The sequence below is a fragment of the Pseudomonas sp. S8 genome, assembly GCF_050473925.1.
Lineage (GTDB): Bacteria > Pseudomonadota > Gammaproteobacteria > Pseudomonadales > Pseudomonadaceae > Aquipseudomonas > Aquipseudomonas parakoreensis.
The window spans coordinates 58,256-78,592 of the sequence record NZ_JBFDVZ010000016.1 but is presented as its reverse complement, the minus strand read 5'-3'; the positions used below and the strand labels follow the sequence as shown (position 1 = coordinate 78,592).

Here is a 20,337-nt window from a genome sequence, read left to right as displayed (position 1 = left end):
TACTTGTGACTTCCACAGGTCATTTGTTTAACACTCAAAAAAGCCCGGACAAATCCTGCTTGTTCAATACTCTACAAGCAACTTACAACATTCAGATAAACAAATAACCTAAACACTTCCTTACGCGACACTGAGTTTGATCGTAGTCGCTTTCCCTTTAGTGTGTAGGACTTATCCTATATCGCTGCTAGAGCCGTGGGAGTTCATGCGGCCGCTCATTTATCTGAGCTAAGGTGCGCGCTTTATTCGCGCACGTATGGGATTTGATTATGAACTCCGTTTTTATTGTCGATGATCACCCCGTCATCCGGCTTGCCGTTCGGATGCTGCTCGAGCATGAAGGTTACAAGGTCGTCGGCGAAACCGATAACGGGGTCGATGCCATGCAGATGGTCCGCGAATGCATGCCCGACCTGATCATCCTTGATATCAGCATTCCCAAACTCGACGGCCTGGAAGTCCTCGCCCGTTTCAACGCCATGGGGACTCCGCTCAAGACCCTGGTGCTGACCGCACAATGCCCGACCCTGTTCGGCATTCGCTGCATGCAGTCCGGCGCATCCGGTTATGTGTGCAAGGAAGAAGACTTGAGCGAACTGGTCAGTGCGATCAAGGCGGTACTTTCCGGTTACAACTATTTCCCCAGCCAGGCGTTGAATCCGGTGCGCAGCGATGATGTGCGTTATGCCGAACTGGAGTTATTCAAGTCCGTCAATGACCGGGAACTCATGGTTCTGCAGTTATTTGCCCAAGGGCGCACCAACAAGGAAATTGCCAAAGGCATGTTTCTCAGTAACAAGACTGTCAGTACCTATAAAAAACGCCTGATGCAGAAACTGAAAGCCAGGTCGCTGGTGGAACTTATCGAGATGGCCAAACGCAACGCACTAGTGTGAGAGCCCGAATGCCCAGTCGTTTAAAGATCTATCTTGCCCTCTTGTGTGCGAGCCTGTGCCTGGCGACTCAGAGCCATGCCGACCTCGTTACGGCGCAAGAGTATGTGCTGCGCAGCCGTTCGGGTCATGAAGCACTGTCCGTGACACTGGAGCCTGCACAGCGACAATGGCTGCAGACGCGCAGCGAACTGATACTGGGCACTTCCGCACCGGATTATCCGCCGTTCGACATGACGGCCAGCGGTCGCGATTACGAAGGATTTACCGCCGATTACGCCGGCCTCCTCGAACAGGCCAGCGGACTGCCAGTGCGGGTCCAGCGCTTTGCCTCACGGGAAGCCGCCTTGCGCGCATTGAAAGCCGGTCAGGTCGACATGCTCGGTACCGCCAACGGTTTCGAAGCCAGTGACGCTGACATCCTGCTTTCAACGCCCTACGCCATCGATCAGCCGGTACTGGTCACCCGTGAAGACGAATCCCGCACGCTCACCCAGGGACTGGCCGGTCTGCGCCTGAGCATGGTCTATCACTATCTGCCCCAGGACGAGGTCCGGGCGCTGTATCCCAAGGCCATCCTGACTTCCTATCCGTCCTACCAAAACGCAATCAACGCGGTGGCGTTTGATCAGGCCGACGTGTTTCTGGGCGATACCATTTCCACCCACTACATGATCAACAAGGGCTATCTGAACAACATCCGCATGGCCAATTTCGGCAAACAGGAAGCCCACGGTTTCAGTTTTGCCGTACACGCCGAAAACCCGCAACTGCTGGCCATCATCAACGCCGTGCTACAGGCCATACCGACCAGTGAACGGGACAGCATCGCCAAGCGCTGGAGCGCCGGCAGCGACATTCTGCTGACCGACCAGAAGCTGCAACTGACCCATCACGAAGAGCAATGGCTCAAACAGCACCCGGTGCTGCGTGTGGTGGTGAACGAAGCGTTCGCCCCGCTGACGTTCTTCGACAGCGATGGCAATCTGCGCGGCATTACCGCAGACCTGCTTGAGCTGCTGCGCTTGCGCACCGGCATGCGCTTCGAACTGGTGCGCAGCCGCAGCGACGGCGACATGGTGGAGCAGATCAATCAGCATCGGGCCGATCTGATCGCGGCGCTGCTTCCCAGCCCGCAGCGGGAAAAGACCCTGCAATTCAGTCGCCCCTATCTGGAAAACTCCTTCGTCCTGCTGACCCGCAAATCCCCCGACAGCCCGACGCATCCGGCTCAGCTCAGGGGCAAATACCTGGCGATTGCCCAGGGCAGCCCCATGACCGATTACCTGCGCCGCGAGTTTCCCGATATCCGCCTGACCGAAACCTCGGACACCTTCGGCGCCGCGACATTGCTCGCTGAAGGCAGGGCCGATGGCGCGGTCACCTCACTGGTCATCGCCAATTACCTGATCTCGTCGCGGATCTTCGAACATCAGTTGCAGATCACCACGACCCTGGGCACTCGCCAGGCCGCCTTCTCGCTGGCCACGGCGCGTGACAACCGCGAGCTGAGCTCGATCCTCGACAAAGCGCTGCTGAGCATCAGCCCCGAAGAACTGGGCGTCATCAACAGCCGCTGGCGCGGTTTTTCCAATGCCGCGCAAAGCAACTGGCATCAATACCAGCGCCTGTTTTACCAACTGATCGGGGCGGCATGCCTGCTGCTGTTGCTGTCACTGCTCTGGAACGCCTACATGCGTCGCCAGATCAAGCAACGTCAGGCCGCCGAGCGCGCGCTCAACGATCAGTTCGAATTCATGCGCTCGCTGGTCAACGGCACCCCTCACCCGATCTACGTGCGTGACCGCCGGGGTCTGCTGCAAAGCTGCAACGACAGCTATCTGGAAGCCTTCAACGCCAAACGCGAAGATGTGATCGGCAAAAGTGTCATGCAGGGCACCCTGAGCAATGCCTTCGAAGCCCAGGCCTTCCAGGCGGATTACCAACGGGTGGTGGCCGAAGGGACGCCGCTGCTGCTCGACCGTGCGCTGCACATCGGTGGCCGGCGCCTGACGATCTATCACTGGATCCTGCCGTACCGCGACTCCAGCGGCGAAGTACAAGGGATCATCGGTGGCTGGATCGACATCAGTGAACGTCGCCAATTGTTCGATGAGCTGCGCACGGCCAAGGAGCAGGCGGACAACGCCAACCGCGCCAAAAGCACCTTTCTGGCGACCATGAGCCACGAAATCCGTACGCCGATGAATGCCATCATCGGCATGCTTGAACTGACGCTCGAGCGCATGAGCGATCAGGCACCGGATCGCTCATCCATCGAAACCGCTTACTGTTCGGCCAAGGATCTGCTGGGCCTGATCGGCGACATCCTCGATATCGCACGAATCGAGTCCGGGCACCTGAGTCTGAGCCCCGAGCGGGTCAATCTGGTCGAAACCGTGGCGTCAGTGGTCAGAATTTTCGACGGTCTGGCCCGCCAGAAAAACCTCGCCTTGCCCCTGACGGTCAATCCTCCCGGACTCGCCGTCGACGTGGAGCTGGATCCGTTGCGCTTCAAGCAAGTCCTGTCGAACCTGATCAGCAACGCCATCAAATTCACCGAACGCGGACAAGTGCGCATCGCGCTGGACGTACGACCCAACGACGCGGGCGTGTATTCCCTGATCCAACTGACCATTCACGACACCGGAGTCGGAATCAGCACCGAAGATCAACAACGCCTGTTCGAACCGTTTTCCCAGGCCAACAGTGGTCGGCAACAGGCTCGCAGCGGTGCGGGCCTGGGGCTGGTCATCAGCCGCAACCTCTGTGAAATGATGGGCGGTCAACTGCAGTTGAGCAGTCAGCCCGGGATCGGCACCCAGGTCTGCCTGTCGTTGCCGTTGCAGACGCTGCCGTGCAAGGCCACCGTAGCGAAAACCGCACAGCCGATCGCCCCGTCTGCGACACCGTTGAACATTCTGGTGGTTGATGACCATCCGGCCAACCGCCTGCTGCTGTGCCAGCAGCTGGAATTCCTCGGTCATCGTTTCAGTGTTGCCGAAGAGGGGCGAAGCGCATTTGCAGTCTGGCAGGCCGGCGAATTCGATCTGGTCATCGCCGACTGCAACATGCCAGTGATGAACGGCTATGAACTGACCGAGGCCATCCGCCAACAGGAACGGCGCACCGGCCGCGCACCTTGTACGGTGCTGGGCTTCACGGCCAATGCCCAGCCCGAAGAGGTCAAGCGCTGCAAACAGGCTGGCATGAATGACTGCCTGTTCAAACCCTTGAGCCTCAGCGCCCTGAACCATTGGGTCAACGGGTTACGACCGGCATCGCCGGGGCCGGCGTTCAATCTTCAGGGCCTGAATCAGTTGACCGGTGGCAATCCGCAGCAAGCCCGGCGCCTGCTCACGCAACTGCTAAAGAGTAGCCGTCTGGATCGCGAGGAGCTTCTGGCCCTGGCGCCGCACAATGACCGTGAAGCATTGGCGGTCGTGGCACACAAGATCAAGGGTGCCGCCCGGATCGCCCAGGCCTCGCGCCTGATTGCCTGTTGCGATGCGCTGGAACAAGCCTGCCTGCAGACAACCTCGCTGGCGACCATCGTGCGCTGCACCGAGGCCACCGACGCAGCGATTGTCGAACTGGAGCAGGCATTGCAGCGACAACTGGAACCTTTAGAAGAAGGCACACTGGGCGAGCCTTAACTATGCTTGGACGCTGAGCAGTGTGTTTACTTCAATGGAGAGTCAGCAATGCCCAGCCCACTGCGCCCGGATCAACGCCGATTCCCGTTGCACGTGCACATCAGCGTCATGTTCACCTTCCTGCTGTTGCTGACAGGCGTTGTGCTGGGGTTGTTCAATTATCGCCAGACCACCCGGATCATCCTGTCGAGCAGTGAAAACCTGTTCAACCGCATCGAACAGGACGTGCGCCTGGACCTGCATTCAACTTACGAACCGATCCGGCACCTGCTGAGCCTTCTGGCCAACGATCAGGCAGCCGACGCTTCGAACCTGCAGCAGCGTCTGGCGCTACTCAAGCCGTTCACTCAGTCACTCAAGGACAACAGCGATCTCGCGTCGCTGTATCTGGGGTACGGCAACGGCGACTTCTTCATGGTTCGCCCCTTGCGTACCAACGCCCTTAAAACCCTGCTCAAGGCGCCGCCGACCGCGGTCTATCAGGTCTGGAGCATCGAGCACGACGCCAGCGGTACCGTATCGTCGCAGTCACTGTTCTTCGATCAGACACTGGCGCCGGTGGGGCGCGACGTCAATTCCGACGACCGCTACGACCCGCGTACCCGCAACTGGTACATCAACGCCCTGCAACAGGGTGACCAGATCACCACTGAGCCCTATGTATTTTTCTCCACGCACAATGTGGGCACCACGCTCGCCCGTCGCAGCAGCGCAGACTCCGTCATCGGTGCCGACCTGACCCTTGAAGCACTTTCCGCCACCTTGCTCAAGCATGTCGTCACCCCCTCCACCGAAATCGTGTTGTTCGATGCCGATGGCAATGCGGTGGCCTATCCCGATAGCCGCCGGCTGATTGTCGACGACCGCAGCGCGCGCCTGGCCAAGGCCGCCGACCTGAGCCCGAACCTGCACGCGTTGCTGTCCGCGCCCCATCAGGGTAAACGGCTCGACGTCAATGGGCGCCACTGGATCGTCGCCCGCAGCAACCTGCAGGAAGGTGGGCCGAAAGGTTTGCAGATGGCCCTGCTGGTGCCGGAGGACGAACTGCTGGCCGACGCCTACCGCATGCGCTGGCAAGGCGCGCTGATCACCCTCGCGATCTTGCTGCTGTGCCTGCCGCTGGGCTGGCTGATCTCGCGGATTCTGGTCAAACCGTTGCACGCGCTGGTCAAGGAAGCCGACGCGATCCGCAGTTTCGATTTCAATTTTCCGGTCACCCGCCGCTCGCCGGTGCTGGAAGTCGACCAGTTGAGCCTGTCGATGGCGCGCATGAAAGACACACTCGCCAGCTTCTTCCGCATCACTGACAGCCTCAGCGCCGAAACCCGCTTCGCCCCGCTGCTGCAACGGGTGCTGTTCGAAACGGTGCAGATCGCCCAGGCCCAGGCAGGGTTGATCTATCTGCGCGAAAGCGACGGCAACCGGATGGAACCCTATGGGCTGGTGATCGACGGTGTTTCGCAGGAGCCGGGCAGGCTCAACGTACTCGGCCAGGACCTGCTGGCAGATCAGGGCCCGGCGTGGTTTCAGCAACTGATCCACGCCGACAACGTGGTCAGCAGCCTTGGCTTCGAGCAGGCCGCAGACTTGCAGAACGTCCTGTTGGCCATGCAGTCGCCGCGCATCCACCTGATCGGTATCCGACTGCGTAACCGTCACAACGAGACCATCGGCCTGTTGATTCTGCTGATCAACGACAGCGGCAACGCTCAGGATCTGGAAAAACTGCGCCCGGACCGCATCGCCTTCCTGCAAGCAGTGTCCGGTGCGGCGGCGGTGAGTATTGAAAGTCAGCGTCTGCAAGCGAAACAGAAGCAGTTGCTCGATGCGTTCATCCAGTTACTGGCCGGCGCCATCGACGCCAAGAGCCCCTACACCGGCGGCCACTGCCAACGTGTGCCGGAATTGACCCTGATGCTTGCGCAGGCAGCTGCCGCCAGCCAGGCACCGGCATTTCAGCGTTATCAGCCCAGCGAAGACGAGTGGGAAGCCCTGCACATCGCGGCCTGGCTGCACGATTGCGGCAAGGTCACCACACCCGAATATGTCGTCGACAAGGCGACCAAACTGGAAACCCTCAACGATCGCATCCACGAAATTCGCACCCGTTTCGAAGTGCTCAAGCGCGACGCCTGGGTCAGTTATTGGCAGGCGCTGGCGCTCGGCGGCAACGCGGCGCAACTGAGCGAACAGCGTGACGCCGCGCTGACGCAACTGGACGATGACTTTGCCTTTGTTGCCCGCTGCAATCTGGGCGGCGAGGCCATGGCACCCGCCGATCTGCAGCGCCTTGAGCGCATCGCCGAGCGGCGCTGGATGCGCACCCTCGATGATCGCCTGGGGGTGTCATGGGAGGAAAACCGCCGTCAGGCGCAAACGCCCGCGCCAACGCTGCCAGTCAGCGAGCCACTGCTGGCGGACAAGCCCGAACACCTGATCGAACGCGCCGAGAGTGAACTGATTCCGGAAGACAATCCGTGGGGGTTCAAACTGGATGTGCCGCGCTACAAATACAATCGCGGCGAACTGTACAACCTGAGCATTGCCCGGGGCACGCTGACTCGCGAAGAGCGCTACATCATCAATCACCACATGGTGCAGACGATCCTGATGCTCAGCCACCTGCCCTTCCCCGGGCACCTGGACAGCGTTGCGGAAATCGCCGGCGGGCATCACGAAAAAATGGACGGCAGCGGCTATCCAAAGCGCCTGAAACGCGAAGACATGAGCCTGCCGGCACGGATGATGGCGATTGCCGATATTTTCGAGGCGCTGACGGCCGCAGACCGGCCGTACAAGAAAGCCAAAACCCTGAGCGAGGCATTGGCGATCATGGCCACCATGTGCCGCGAGGCGCACATCGACGCCGAGCTGTTCGCGCTGTTCATCAATGACGGGGTTTACATGCAATACGCTGCGCGGTTTCTCGATCCGCGCCAGATCGATGCGGTGGATCCGGCCAGCCTGCTGCGCAAGGCTGGCCTGAGTGCCTGATCAGCAGTCGGTCAGACGCAGGAAGATCGCCGCCAATTGCTCGATACCCGCCTGATCGTCGATGCCAAAACGCGCCAGTTTCGGGCTGTCGAGATCAAGTACGCCGATCAACCGACCGTCCTTGACCAACGGCACTACCAACTCGCTGTTGGAAGCGCTGTCGCAAGCGATATGGCCGGGGAAAGCATGCACGTCTTCGACGCGCTGAGTCTGCAGACTGGCCGCCGCGGCGCCACACACGCCGCGCCCGAACGGAATGCGCACGCAAGCGATCTGGCCCTGGAACGGACCAAGCACCAGCTCTTCATTGCGATTGAGGTAGAAACCCGCCCAGTTCAAGTCATCGAGCTGGTTGAACAGAAACGCCGAAAACTGCGCGGCATTCGCGATGAAATCGCGCTCGTCCGCCAGCAGCGATTCCAGTTGTGCGGCCAACATGCCATAGCCTTCGAGGCCCTGGCCGCTTTGTTGCAAATCAATCATGCCTTGTGCTCCAGCAATTTCAGTCCCACCCAGTAACGGGCGAATTGGTACGCGCAACGGCCGTTGCGATTGCCGCGCCCGGTGGCCCAGCGCACGGCGAGGATGTCCAGTTGTTCGTCGCGCTGCCAGCTCAGGCCAGCCTTGGCGGCCAACTGGCCGATCCAGTGTTCGACGACATTGAGAAAATGTTCCTGAGTAAACGGATAAAACGACAGCCACAGACCGAAACGGTCCGACAAGGCGATCTTGTCTTCCACCGCCTCACTCGGGTGCAGCTCGCCGTCGACACGCTTCCAGTTTTCGTTGTCGCTTTCCTTCTCCGGCACCAGATGGCGGCGATTGGAAGTGGCGTATAGCAGAACGTTGTCCGGGGCCTGCTCGAGCGAGCCGTCGAGCACACTTTTCAGCACGCGGTAATCGCCTTCGCCGGATTCGAACGACAGGTCATCGCAAAACAGCACGAAGCGCTGTGGCAGTTTGCCGATCTGCTCGACCACGCGCGGCAGGTCGGCCAGATGATCGCGTTCGATCTCGATCAAACGCAGGCCGGCCTTGGCGTGCTCAGCCAGCAGCGCGCGCACCAGCGAGGATTTACCGGTACCGCGCGAACCCCAGAGCAGCGCATGGTTGGCCGGCATGCCGTCGAGAAACTGCTGGGTGTTGCGGCCCAGTTGCTCCAGTTGACGGTCGACACCGATCAGGTCGGACAGGCGCATGTCGAGGCTGACGTCCAGCGGCAGCAAGTACCCGCTACGCCCGTCTCGCTGCCAGCGCGCCGCGAGGCACGTGCCCCAGTCGATCAGCGGACGTGGCGCCGGCAGCAAGGGTTCGATCCGCGCCAGAACCGACTCGGCGCGTTCAAGAAAAGCATTCAATCGGGAATCCACGTCTTCTCCTCGGGCACGTTCACAGTGATGATGTCGATACAGCGACGACAGACAGATCTCAATCCCCGCTCAGGCCTTGTTACAAGGCGATTCGGGAACCTCGGTATCCAGACATGATCGACTATGCTTGAGCAGCGAAGGGAAACGGAAGTGGTTCAACACCCCATGGATATCAAATTCACCCACCGGCTGTCTTACAAGCAAGCCAGATTCACTGTGCTGGTCGGGTTCATTCTGGGCACGCTGCTCAGCCTGCTGCAAATCGGCATCGATTATGCCAGCGAAGACGCCTCCATCAACCGTGAAATCCTGTCTTTGCTGGAAATCAGCCACAATCCGGCATCGCGGATCGCCTACAACATCGACGCGGAACTGGCGCAGGAATTGACTCTGGGCCTGTTGCGTTCGCCGGCGATCATCTCGGCACAACTGACGGACAACAATGGCAACGTGCTGGCCAACGTCAAACGCCCGGAGCTGCAAAGCGGCTATCGAGTGATCAGCGACTTCCTGTTCGGCGCCAAACGCCAGTTCGAAGACCGTCTGTACCTCGACCACCTGCCTGACGAATCATTGGGCATCCTCAGCCTTGAAGTCGACACGTACGCGTTCGGCAGCCGTTTCCTGCGCCGCGCCGAAGTCACTCTGCTCAACGGGTTTGCCCGCAGCCTGATCCTCACCGGGATCCTGCTGGCGTTGTTCTACGTGATGCTGACCAAGCCACTGGTACGGCTGATTCGTGAACTCAGTGCGCGCGACGCACGCAGTGCAGAACCGACAACGCTGGAATGCCCGGCCGGCCACGCCAATGACGAGATCGGCGTGCTGGTCAAAGTCGCCAACCAGCAGTTCGAAAACATCGCCACGGAAATCCAGCAGCGCCGCAACGCCGAAAACCGCCTGACCGACTACCTCGGGCAGTTGGAGCACATCGTTTCGGCCCGCACCGCCGAGCTCAAGGCGATCAACACCCGGCTCAGCCAGTCCAACGAAGAACTGGAGATCGCCCGCAGCACCGCACTGGACATGGCCGAAGCACGCTCGGCGTTCCTTGCCAACATGAGTCACGAGATCCGCACCCCGCTCAACGGTCTGCTGGGCATGATCGCTCTGTCCCTTGACGGCCCGCTGAACGCCGAACAACAGCAACAGCTGTCAATTGCCCATGACTCGGGCAAGGTGCTGGTGGAGCTGCTCAACGATATTCTCGACCTGTCCAAGTTCGATGCCGGGCAACTGGAGCTCGAGCACATTCCGTTCGACCTCGGCTCGCTGATCGAGGATACCGCCAACCTGCTGTCGCAGAACGCCGCGCCGAGCGTCGAGCTGACCTGCCTGATCGATCCGCACTTCCCCGCTCTGGTGCTGGGAGATCCGACCCGGGTGCGGCAGATCGTCAGCAACCTGTTGTCCAATGCCCTGAAGTTCACCCGCTTCGGCCGGGTTGATGTACGTCTGTCGGCCCATGGCGACGGGGTGCGCATCGAGGTCTGCGACACCGGCATCGGCATCGCCCAGGAAGCCCAGGTGAAAATCTTCCAGCCGTTCACCCAGGCGGGCGCCGGTATCACCCGGCAGTATGGCGGCACCGGTCTCGGCCTGGCGCTGACCTACAATCTCTGTGAAGCCATGCAGGGTCGACTGACCATCAGTTCCGAGGCCGGTTTCGGCAGTCAGTTTTGTGCCGACCTGCCGCTGCCGTGCCATACCCGGGCGATCATGCCGCCACCGCTGCACGGCAAGGTACTGGCGATCACCGCGGCCAGCAGCGGCTTGGCGGAACTGCTCAAAACATTGCTGCCGGTGTGGGGCGTGACGTATGAACAGCGCACCATGGACGACCCGTTGCTGGGCCTGTCACCCGATCTGCTGATCACCGATTGCCCGGAATGCCTGTTCAGTCTGCGCCCGACCCTCAGCGCGCCGATCCTGGTGGTGACCGCTTATGGCAGCTTCATGCCCAGCGAAGAGGCCGCAGCGCTGGCGCCATTGCAGCAACAGGCCCGACCACTGGCACGCAACGCGCTGTATCAGATCCTGCGGCGCATTCTGCTGGCAGACATCACCACGAACAACGATGCGCAGCAGGAAAGCCAGCCGGTTCAACGCCGCGGACGCGTGCTGCTGGTGGAGGACAATCCGGTCAACCAGTTGGTGGCCAAAGGCATGCTTGGCAAGCTCGGGTGCGACGTGGTGGTCGCCGCCCACGGTGCCGAAGCGCTGGATCAACTGGAGCACGATGAGTTCGACCTGGTGCTGATGGACTGCAACATGCCGGTGATGGACGGCTACGAAGCGAGCCGGCAGATTCGCCAGAGCGGGCGCTGGCCGCACCTCCCGATCGTGGCACTGACCGCCAACGCCATGTCCGAGGAGCGCGAGCGCTGCCGTGCCGCCGGCATGAGCGATTATCTGGCCAAGCCGTTCCGCCGCGAAGAGCTGGCGGCCCTGCTCGACCAGTGGATTCCGACTACGTCAGCGCCTTGATCTGCCCCAGCAGGTGATCGAGACCGTTACGCAAATCGTTGAGCCGATCAAGATCCACGCCGCTGTCGCACAACAATCGGGCCTTGAGCGGCCCGACCTGCTCGCGCAACGCCTGGCCCTGGGTGGTCAGGCTTAGATGCACTTCACGCTCGTCACGCGTCGAGCGCTGGCGCTGCACCCACTGCAATTGCTCAAGCCGCTTGAGCAACGGCGTCAGAGTGCCGGAGTCCAGCGCCAGACGCTCGCCCAAGGCCTTGACCGTCGGTTGCTCCGGCGCTCTGTCCTGCCACTCCCACAGCACCAGCATCACCAGGTACTGCGGGTACGTCAGGCCGAGCTGATCGAGCATCGGCTTGTAAGCGCGAATCACCGCCCGGGACGCGGCATACAACTTGAAGCACAACTGACTGTCGAGCTTCAGCGAATCGTCGGGCAGGCTGTTCATTTGAGCAGGGCTTCGATCTCGCCGCTGATGTCCTGCGGCTTGGTGGTCGGAGCAAAACGCTTGACCAGTTGCCCATCCTTGCCGATCAGGAACTTGGTGAAATTCCACTTGATGCCCTCGGAGCCGAGCAGACCCGGAGCGCGTTTTTTCAACTGTACGAACAGTGGATGCGCATCAGAACCGTTGACATCGATCTTCTTGAACAACGGGAAACTCACGCCGTAATTCAGCTCACAGAATTCGCTGATCGCACCCTCGTTGCCTGGCTCCTGCTTGCCGAACTGATTACATGGAAACCCCAGCACCACCAGGCCCTGATCCTTGTAGGTCTGCCACAGCTCTTCCAGGCCTTTGTATTGCGGGGTGAAGCCGCATTTGCTGGCGGTGTTGACCACCAGAACGGCCTTGCCGGCGAAATCGGCCAGGGTCTTTTGTTCACCCTTGATGGTGGTGACAGGAATATTAAGCAGGTTGTCGCTCATGAGACGGCTCCACGGGTTATCGGCAAAGGCCAAACATAGCGAGCAATTAAATTGTGTGCAATTTAATTAATTGAGTTGCCATCATGTAGGAGCTGCCGAAGGCTGCGATCTTTTGATCTTTAAAAATCAAGAGATCGCAGCCTTCGGCAGCTCCTACAGGGTGGATCAAACCAGCCGGTCGAGCGAGCAGTTCAATCGCGCGGCTCGAGGTTCAGGCACACCGAGTTAATGCAATAACGCAGACCGGTCGGTGGCGGACCATCGGGAAACACGTGGCCCAGATGCGCGTCACAGCGAGCGCATTTGACCTCGGTGCGGATCATGCCGTGACTGGTATCGCGGATTTCGGCCATGGCGCTTTCGCCGATCGGCGCGTAAAAGCTCGGCCAGCCGCAGCCGGAATCGAATTTGGTTTGGGAGTCGAACAGCGGCTCATTGCAGCAGACGCAATGATAAATGCCGTCGGTTTTGGTGGCGTTGTATTTGCCGGAGAACGGCCGTTCGGTCGCACTGAGCCGGCACACGTTGTACTGCTCGGGATCGAGCATCGCACGCCATTCTTCCAGGGTTTTTTCCAACTTTTCCATCATCACACCTCAACGGCTGAAAAAGCCCGATCTGTACCTTTTCCACGGATCGGGTGGCACGTATGATTGCGCCTCGTCACACGCCAGTCTGGCAGCCAGACCGGGCGCATTCAAACGGATTATTGGCGCCACCGCGCAAGACTCCGCCTGTGCGAAGACGCAGGAATCCCAGTACGGTTGGCCATCCGCCGTCTGGATCGTTCATTTTCGGGATCACATCGCCATGCAGTTCAGCAAATCGAACAAGCTCGCCAACGTCTGCTACGACATTCGCGGACCGGTGCTCAAGCACGCCAAACGTCTGGAGGAGGAAGGCCAGCGCATCCTCAAGCTGAACATCGGCAACCCGGCACCGTTTGGTTTCGAAGCGCCGGACGAAATTCTCCAGGACGTGATCCGCAATCTGCCGACCGCCCAAGGCTACAGCGATTCCAAAGGCCTGTTCAGCGCCCGTAAAGCGGTGATGCAGTACTACCAGCAAAAGAATGTCGAAGGTGTCGGCATTGAGGACATCTACCTGGGCAACGGCGTGTCCGAGCTGATCGTGATGTCGCTGCAGGCGCTGCTCAACAACGGTGACGAAGTGCTGGTACCGGCCCCGGACTACCCGCTCTGGACCGCCGCCGTGAGCCTGGCCGGCGGTAACGCCGTTCACTACCTGTGCGACGAGGGTGCCGACTGGTTCCCGGATCTGGCCGACATCAAGGCCAAGATCACGCCGAACACCAAGGCCATGGTGATCATCAACCCGAACAACCCGACCGGTGCGGTGTACTCGAAGGAAGTACTGCTGGGCATGCTGGAAATCGCCCGCGCGCACAATCTGGTGGTGTTCTCCGACGAGATCTACGACAAGATCCTCTATGACGATGCCGTGCACATCTGCACCGCCTCGCTGGCGCCGGACCTGCTGTGCCTGACCTTCAACGGTCTGTCGAAATCCTACCGCGTGGCGGGTTTCCGCTCCGGCTGGATCGCCATCTCCGGGCCGAAACACAATGCCCAGAGCTACATCGAAGGTATCGACATGCTGGCCAACATGCGCCTGTGCGCCAACGTGCCGAGCCAGCACGCGATCCAGACTGCCCTCGGCGGTTATCAGAGCATCAATGATCTGGTGCTGCCGCAAGGTCGCCTGCTGGAGCAGCGCAACCGTACCTGGGAGTTGCTCAACGACATTCCGGGCGTCAGCTGCGTCAAGCCGATGGGCGCGCTGTATGCATTCCCGCGGATCGACCCGAAGGTCTGCCCGATCCACAACGACGAAAAATTCGTCCTCGACCTGCTGCTCTCCGAGAAGCTGCTGGTGGTGCAAGGCACGGCATTCAACTGGCCGTGGCCGGATCACTTCCGCGTGGTAACCCTGCCCCGCGTCGACGACCTCGAGATGGCCATCGGACGTATCGGCAACTTCCTCAAATCCTACCGCCAGTAACCGGTCGACAGTGCGCAACGGTCCGAACGTTGCGCACTGTCTGATTCAGCAACACTTCTGCCCTCCTCGCCTCGCAGGGCCTTCTACACTTGCGATTCGTATAGTCCACACGCCTCTGGCGCAGTGGTGGCGGGTGGCGGCTGGCTGTCATCCCTTTCGGTTTCGGTCGTGGGCAATGGCCTGCAGCCCCGGAATCCGCTGTAGGACACAGTTTGAAATAGTCACTCAGTTGAATCACCCCGTGCCGCACCTTATATACCCCGCAGTACGCTACATCTTTAGCTTGAGGAGATTTCTACAACCATGATGCGCATCCTGCTGTTTTTGGCCACTAACCTGGCGGTCGTGCTGATAGCCAGCATCACCCTGAGCCTGTTCGGCTTCAACGGGTTCATGGCGGCCAACGGGGTTGATCTCAACCTCAGTCAGCTGCTGGTTTTCTGTGCGGTCTTTGGTTTCGCCGGTTCGCTGTTCTCGCTGTTCATCTCAAAGTGGATGGCAAAGATGAGCACCGGCACCCAGATCATCAGCCAGCCACGTACCCGGCATGAACAATGGCTGCTGCAAACCGTCGAGCAACTGTCCCGCGAAGCCGGGATCAAGATGCCCGAAGTCGGTATTTTTCCGGCCTACGAGGCCAATGCCTTTGCGACCGGCTGGAACAAGAACGACGCTTTGGTCGCAGTCAGCCAGGGCCTGCTCGAGCGCTTTTCGCCGGATGAAGTGAAAGCCGTTCTGGCCCACGAAATCGGTCACGTGGCCAACGGTGACATGGTCACCCTGGCGCTGATCCAGGGCGTGGTGAACACCTTCGTGATGTTTTTTGCGCGGATCATCGGCAACTTCGTCGACAAGGTGATTTTCAAGAACGAAGAAGGCCAGGGCATTGCCTACTACGTGGCGACCATCTTCGCCGAACTGGTCCTGGGCATCCTCGCCAGCGCTATCGTCATGTGGTTCTCGCGCAAGCGCGAATTCCGTGCCGACGAAGCCGGCGCACGTCTGGCGGGCACCAACGCGATGATCGGCGCGCTGCAACGCCTGCGCGCCGAACAGGGCCTGCCGGTACACATGCCGGACACTCTGAACGCCTTCGGCATCAACGGTGGCATCAAACAGGGCTTTGCCCGCATGTTCATGAGCCACCCGCCGCTGGAAGAGCGTATCGACGCGCTGCGTCGTCGCGGTTGATCCGACCGGCGTAACAATAAAAAGGCCCGCAGTGATGCGGGCCTTTTTTGTGCTCGGGATTGTGTGTTGGCTGATCTGGACCCATCGCTGGCAAGCGAGCTCCCACAGGGTTTTGTGGTGTTTTCTGGATTCGAGGACGCAGCAGATCACTGTGGGAGCTGGCTTGCCAGCGATGGGGCCCGCACAGCCAATACAAACCTATCGACCAGAAACCCGGTAAACCCGCTCCTCCAACCGCGTCACCCCCGCCTGCAGAAACTTCCAGCTCTCCCCCAGCACATCCTGCTCTTCCAGCATTCGCACCTGCCAGGCACCCGCCAGCAAGCGCTGCACCTCATCATCGCTCACCGCAAACGGTGGCCCGGACATCTGCGCCTGATCGTAATCCAGTGTGATCAACAGCCCTTGCACAACCGGCGGCAGGATTTGCTGCAGATGCGCCGCATAGCGTTCACGCATCGCAGGCGGCAAGGCGATCAACGCTGCGCGGTCGTACAATGCCGCGCAGTCCGCTACATCGTCTGCAGTCAGCGCGAAGAAATCACCGCACCACAACTCGATGGAATCGCCGCGATAGACCTTGAACGGTCCCTCGTCGCTGACCTGCGGCGTTACCTGATGCTCACTGAAGAAGTCCTCGATGGCCTTCTGCGACAACTCGACCCCGAGCACCTGATGTCCGCGCCCGGCCAGCCACAACAGATCCAGGCTTTTGCCGCATAACGGCACCAGCACCCGCGCCTGCATCGGGATCGCCAACTGCGGCCAGTGACGCTGCAAATACGGGTTGACCTCAGGCAGATGAAAGCCGATCTGATTGGATTCCCACTTCTTGTGCCAAAACTCAGGCTGCATGCTTCACCCCAAAAATTCGATCAAAAGGCGTTAAAACTTATATTAGATTTAGATCAATGATCTGACTGAAGATGGCACCATCTTACCGCTCAGGAACCTTTCTATGTTTCCCAGCCTGTTTATCTCCCACGGCTCGCCGATGCTGGCGCTGGAGCCCGGCGCCAGCGGCCCGGCTCTCGCGCGCCTGGCGGCCGAACTGCCTAAACCGAAAGCCATCGTGATTGTCTCTGCTCACTGGGAAAGCCAGGAATTACTGGTCAGCAGCCATTCGCAGCCCGAAACCTGGCATGACTTCGGCGGTTTTCCCCGCGCTCTGTTTGAAGTGCAATATCCCGCACCGGGCAATCCGCAACTGGCCGCCGAAGTGGCCGAATTGCTCAACGCTGCCCATCTGCCGGCTCGCCTCGATGTGCAACGACCGTTCGACCACGGCGTCTGGGTGCCGCTGTCACTGATGTACCCGCAGGCGGATATTCCAGTGGTGCAGGTGTCGCTGCCGAGTCGCGGTGGCCCGGCGCTGCAAACCCGTGTCGGGCACGCACTGGCGAGTCTGCGCGAGCAGGGTATTTTGCTGATCGGCTCCGGCAGCATCACCCACAACCTGCGCGAACTGGACTGGCATGCCGGCCCGGAAAGCGTCGAGCCGTGGGCGCGGGACTTCCGCGACTGGATGATCGACAAGTTGGCGGCCAATGACGAAGCGGCGTTGCACGACTATCGTCAGCAGGCACCGAATGCGGTGCGCAGCCATCCGAGTGATGAGCATTTGTTGCCGCTGTATTTCGCCCGTGGCGCGGGAGGTGAGTTCCGCGTAGCGCATAAAGGCTTCACGATGGGTGCACTGGGTATGGATATCTATCGCTTCGGCTGACGTCATCGCTGGCAAGCCAGCTCCCACAGGGTTGTGGGGCGAGGCAAAAAGCAGGCATAAAAAATCCCCGAACCAGTCGGGGATTTTTCATGTTCGATCAATCAGCCCGAGGGCGGATCAATCTTCGCGGTAGCGACGCAGTTTCAGCTGCTTGCCAGCGACGCGAGTGTCCTTCAGCTTGGTCAGGAGTTTGTCCAGACCATCTTCCGGCAGTTCGACGAGGCTGAAGCTGTCACGCACCTGAATGCGACCGATCGCTTCGCGGGCCAGACCACCTTCGTTGAGGATCGCGCCCAGCAGGTTCTTGGCGGCGATACCGTCACGCGCACCCAGCGCGGTACGGCAACGGGCACGGCCTTCGCCCAGAGGCATTGGCGCGCGACGCTCGCGGTCGCCACGATCAGGACGATCACCGGAACGCTCAGGACGGTCGCCACGCGGTGCGTTGTTCGGCACCAGTGGACGTTCCTTCTCGATCGCTGCCAGGTTCAGCGCTTGACCGTTGGTTGCCTTGCGCAGCAGGGCTGCAGCCAGTGCACGCGGGGTGCAACCGATGTCTGCGGTCAGACGATCGAGCAGCTCGCCGTGAGTCGATTCGGCATCGGCGACCAGCGGCGACAGGCTGTTGGTCAGTTTCTTGATGCGTGCATCGAGCACAGCTTGAGCGTCCGGCAGACGCACTTCGGCCACCTTCTGGCCGGTGACACGCTCGATCACTTGCAGCATGCGGCGCTCACGTGGAGTCACCAGCAGCAGCGCACGACCTTCGCGACCGGCACGGCCGGTACGGCCGATACGGTGCACGTAAGACTCCGGATCGTACGGCATGTCCACGTTGAACACGTGGGTGATGCGCGGAACGTCCAGACCACGGGCAGCCACGTCGGTCGCGACAACGATGTCCAGACGGCCATCCTTGAGCGAGTCGATGACGCGCTCACGCTGGTTCTGGGCGATGTCACCGTTCAGCGCAGCGGCTTTGTAGCCTTTGGCGTCCAGGGCACTGGCCAGATCCAGGGTCGCTTGCTTGGTGCGCACGAACATGATCAGCGCGTCGAAGTCTTCCACTTCCAGCAAGCTGAGAACGGCAGAAGTCTTCTGGTCAGCGTGAACCAACAGGTGAGCCTGTTCGATCGCGGTAACGGTCTGAGTCTTGCTCTGGATCTTCACGTGCTTCGGATCGCGCAGGTGGCGCTCGGCGATGGCACGGATCGACTGCGGCAAGGTTGCCGAGAACAATACGGTCTGACGGGTTTCCGGCATGGCCTTGAAGATCACTTCCAGGTCGTCCATGAAGCCCAGTTTGAGCATTTCGTCCGCCTCGTCCAGAACCAGGTGGTTCACGGTAGCGAGGACTTTTTCGTCGCGACGCAGGTGGTCGCACAGACGGCCCGGCGTGGCGACAACGATCTGTGCGCCATTACGGATTGCTTTCAATTGTGGGCCCATCGGCGCGCCGCCGTAGACAGCCACAACAGTTACGCCCGGCATTTGCTTGGCGTAGGTTTCGAAAGCGGTTGCAACTTGTAGCGCCAACTCACGAGTTGGGGCCAGGATCAGAGCTTGCGGCTCGCGCTTGGACGGATCAATGCGGTGCAGGATAGGCAGGGCAAAGGCAGCGGTTTTACCGGTACCGGTTTGCGCCTGACCAATCATATCGTGACCGGCGAGGATGATCGGGATCGACTGCTGCTGAATGGCCGAAGGCTCTTCATAGCCGGTAGCGACTACTGCAGCGACAATATTGGGATGAAGTTCAAGAGCGGCGAAGCCGCCGATTTCCTGGGTCATGGGTCTGCCTCTAAGTGCATCCGCAAAGACCCATGCTCCAAAGCTGCGCATGCCGTGTTGAGACTCAAGAGTCGCCCTGGCAGCTTTGTCGGCGGGGATTTGCGAAAACGTATGAATGAAAAAGAATCGTCAAGGAAGAGCCCGCAGTGCGGACGTGCAGCCGAAGCTGACTTCGGGGAATTGCGCTACCTAAACGCGGCCCGGTTAAAGGCCGGCGCGCACTATACCGGAATTTGCCCAAAAAGGGAGCTTTTTTTATCAGCTGAATCGCTGTGTCACCGCTGTGTAACGGGGTTTTGCGGATAATCGTGCGAAGGTCTATTTTGCAAAGGCCCGGCCTTGCGGGTGATGACGCTTAAACGATTCATCGATGTGCGGCATACCGTCGCTGCACCCGCCCTTCCCGCCCGAGGATCTACCCATGAATCAGCCCTGCCCCGGCCGCGTCAGCCGCGAACATCGTGGTCATGTCCACTTGATTGGCCTCGACCGGGCCGCCAAACGCAATGCCTTCGACCTCGATCTGCTCAATGACCTGAGCCTGGCCTACGGTGAGTTCGAGGCCGACAGTGACGCGCGAGTGGCCGTGGTGTTCGGGCATGGCGAGCACTTTACCGCCGGTCTGGATCTGCTCAACACCAGCGCCGCCCTCGCCGAAGGCTGGCAGGTTCCGACCGGCGGTTGCGACCCGTGGGGTGTTTCCGTCGGGCCGCGCGTGAGCAAGCCGGTGATTGTGGCCGCACAAGGCTACTGCCTGACCATCGGCATCGAGTTGATGCTGGCCGCTGACATCAACCTGTGCGCGAGCAATACCCGCTTCGCGCAAATGGAAGTGCAGCGGGGGATTTTTCCTTTCGGTGGCGCGACCTTGCGTTTTCATCAGGTGGCCGGCTGGGGCAATGCCATGCGCTGGCTGCTGACCGGCGATGAGTTCGATGCGCATGATGCATTGCGCCTGGGTTTGGTACAGGAAGTAATGGCCAGTGAGGACCTGCTGCCCCGAGCGATCGAACTGGCCGAGCGGATTGCCCGGCAGGCACCGTTGGGGGTGCAGGCGACGCTGATGTCGGCGCGGCAGGCACGGTATGAAGGTGAGACGGCGGCGGCACAGGGATTGCCGGCGCTGGTGAAGAAGTTGCTGGGGAGTGAGGATGCCAAGGAAGGCATCAGCTCGCTGGTTGAGCGGCGGCCAGGCATCTTCAAAGGGATCTGATGAACTCCTCCCTGTAGGAGCTGCCGAAGGCTGCGATCTTTTGATCTTGTTTCTAAAATCAAAGTCA

Annotated in this window: 15 protein-coding genes; 8 read left to right on the top strand and 7 right to left on the bottom strand. The window is 60.2% G+C overall.

What is annotated here, in order from left to right; genetic code table 11:
- Window positions 1-269 precede the first annotated feature (269 nt).
- Genes AB1J88_RS01605 through AB1J88_RS01595 form a run of 3 tightly spaced genes read left to right on the top strand, consistent with a single transcriptional unit; the run spans window position 270 to window position 7,543 of the window.
- Window positions 270-896: a response regulator transcription factor gene (locus tag AB1J88_RS01605; RefSeq protein ID WP_041069609.1), complete on the top strand. Its 627-nt coding sequence runs from the start codon at window positions 270-272 to the stop codon at window positions 894-896.
- A gap of 8 nt (window positions 897-904) precedes the next feature.
- Window positions 905-4,549, top strand: a complete 3,645-nt coding sequence (locus AB1J88_RS01600; protein WP_430290032.1) for a transporter substrate-binding domain-containing protein — start codon at window positions 905-907, stop codon at window positions 4,547-4,549.
- 48 nt (window positions 4,550-4,597) lie between these two features.
- The gene (locus AB1J88_RS01595; RefSeq protein ID WP_430290031.1) at window positions 4,598-7,543 is read left to right on the top strand and encodes an HD domain-containing phosphohydrolase; all 2,946 of its coding nucleotides are present in this window, start codon (window positions 4,598-4,600) and stop codon (window positions 7,541-7,543) included.
- On the opposite strand, the gene AB1J88_RS01590 is transcribed toward AB1J88_RS01595, so the two are convergent.
- Both AB1J88_RS01590 and AB1J88_RS01585 read right to left on the bottom strand, forming a co-directional pair.
- Window positions 7,544-8,026 (bottom strand): GAF domain-containing protein, encoded by a 483-nt coding sequence (locus AB1J88_RS01590; RefSeq protein WP_430290030.1) that lies wholly within the window; start codon window positions 8,024-8,026, stop codon window positions 7,544-7,546.
- Window positions 8,023-8,913, bottom strand: coding sequence for an ATP-binding protein (locus AB1J88_RS01585; protein WP_430290029.1), 891 nt, complete (start codon window positions 8,911-8,913; stop codon window positions 8,023-8,025). Before AB1J88_RS01585 ends, AB1J88_RS01590 begins: the two co-directional genes overlap by 4 nt.
- A 165-nt stretch (window positions 8,914-9,078) precedes the next feature.
- On the opposite strand from AB1J88_RS01585, the gene AB1J88_RS01580 reads away from it, so the two are divergent.
- Window positions 9,079-11,400 (top strand): hybrid sensor histidine kinase/response regulator, encoded by a 2,322-nt coding sequence (locus AB1J88_RS01580; RefSeq protein WP_198758824.1) that lies wholly within the window; start codon window positions 9,079-9,081, stop codon window positions 11,398-11,400.
- Here the strand turns inward: AB1J88_RS01580 and AB1J88_RS01575 are convergent.
- The 3 genes from AB1J88_RS01575 to msrB all read right to left on the bottom strand — a co-directional run bounded on the left by AB1J88_RS01575 (window position 11,384) and on the right by msrB (window position 12,914).
- Window positions 11,384-11,845, bottom strand: a complete 462-nt coding sequence (locus AB1J88_RS01575; protein ID WP_108183396.1) for a MarR family winged helix-turn-helix transcriptional regulator — start codon at window positions 11,843-11,845, stop codon at window positions 11,384-11,386. The genes AB1J88_RS01580 and AB1J88_RS01575 overlap by 17 nt on opposite strands.
- Entirely contained in the window at window positions 11,842-12,327 is a 486-nt protein-coding gene (locus AB1J88_RS01570; RefSeq protein WP_027613435.1) for a glutathione peroxidase, read from the bottom strand. Before AB1J88_RS01570 ends, AB1J88_RS01575 begins: the two co-directional genes overlap by 4 nt.
- A 191-nt stretch (window positions 12,328-12,518) precedes the next feature.
- The gene (msrB, locus tag AB1J88_RS01565) at window positions 12,519-12,914 is read right to left on the bottom strand and encodes a peptide-methionine (R)-S-oxide reductase MsrB (protein WP_108183397.1); all 396 of its coding nucleotides are present in this window, start codon (window positions 12,912-12,914) and stop codon (window positions 12,519-12,521) included.
- A gap of 223 nt (window positions 12,915-13,137) precedes the next feature.
- On the opposite strand from msrB, the gene AB1J88_RS01560 reads away from it, so the two are divergent.
- Both AB1J88_RS01560 and htpX read left to right on the top strand, forming a co-directional pair.
- Window positions 13,138-14,349 (top strand): pyridoxal phosphate-dependent aminotransferase, encoded by a 1,212-nt coding sequence (locus AB1J88_RS01560; RefSeq protein WP_003226761.1) that lies wholly within the window; start codon window positions 13,138-13,140, stop codon window positions 14,347-14,349.
- Between the two features lie 303 nt (window positions 14,350-14,652).
- Window positions 14,653-15,540, top strand: a complete 888-nt coding sequence (gene htpX, locus AB1J88_RS01555; RefSeq protein ID WP_041069582.1) for a protease HtpX — start codon at window positions 14,653-14,655, stop codon at window positions 15,538-15,540.
- 198 nt (window positions 15,541-15,738) lie between these two features.
- On the opposite strand, the gene AB1J88_RS01550 is transcribed toward htpX, so the two are convergent.
- Complete coding sequence (locus AB1J88_RS01550; RefSeq protein WP_086794295.1) at window positions 15,739-16,395, bottom strand: thiopurine S-methyltransferase; 657 nt, start codon at window positions 16,393-16,395, stop codon at window positions 15,739-15,741.
- 103 nt (window positions 16,396-16,498) lie between these two features.
- Here AB1J88_RS01550 and AB1J88_RS01545 point away from each other — a divergent pair, with 103 nt between their 5' ends.
- Window positions 16,499-17,266, top strand: coding sequence for a DODA-type extradiol aromatic ring-opening family dioxygenase (locus AB1J88_RS01545; RefSeq protein ID WP_430290028.1), 768 nt, complete (start codon window positions 16,499-16,501; stop codon window positions 17,264-17,266).
- 117 nt (window positions 17,267-17,383) lie between these two features.
- Here AB1J88_RS01545 and AB1J88_RS01540 read toward each other — a convergent pair whose 3' ends face one another.
- Window positions 17,384-19,057 carry a DEAD/DEAH box helicase gene (locus AB1J88_RS01540; protein ID WP_007964821.1) on the bottom strand — a complete coding sequence of 558 codons (1,674 nt, stop codon included), beginning with the start codon at window positions 19,055-19,057 and terminating at the stop codon, window positions 17,384-17,386.
- Between the two features lie 421 nt (window positions 19,058-19,478).
- On the opposite strand from AB1J88_RS01540, the gene AB1J88_RS01535 reads away from it, so the two are divergent.
- Complete coding sequence (locus AB1J88_RS01535; RefSeq protein WP_430290027.1) at window positions 19,479-20,270, top strand: crotonase/enoyl-CoA hydratase family protein; 792 nt, start codon at window positions 19,479-19,481, stop codon at window positions 20,268-20,270.
- The last annotated feature ends 67 nt before the right edge of the window (window positions 20,271-20,337 follow it).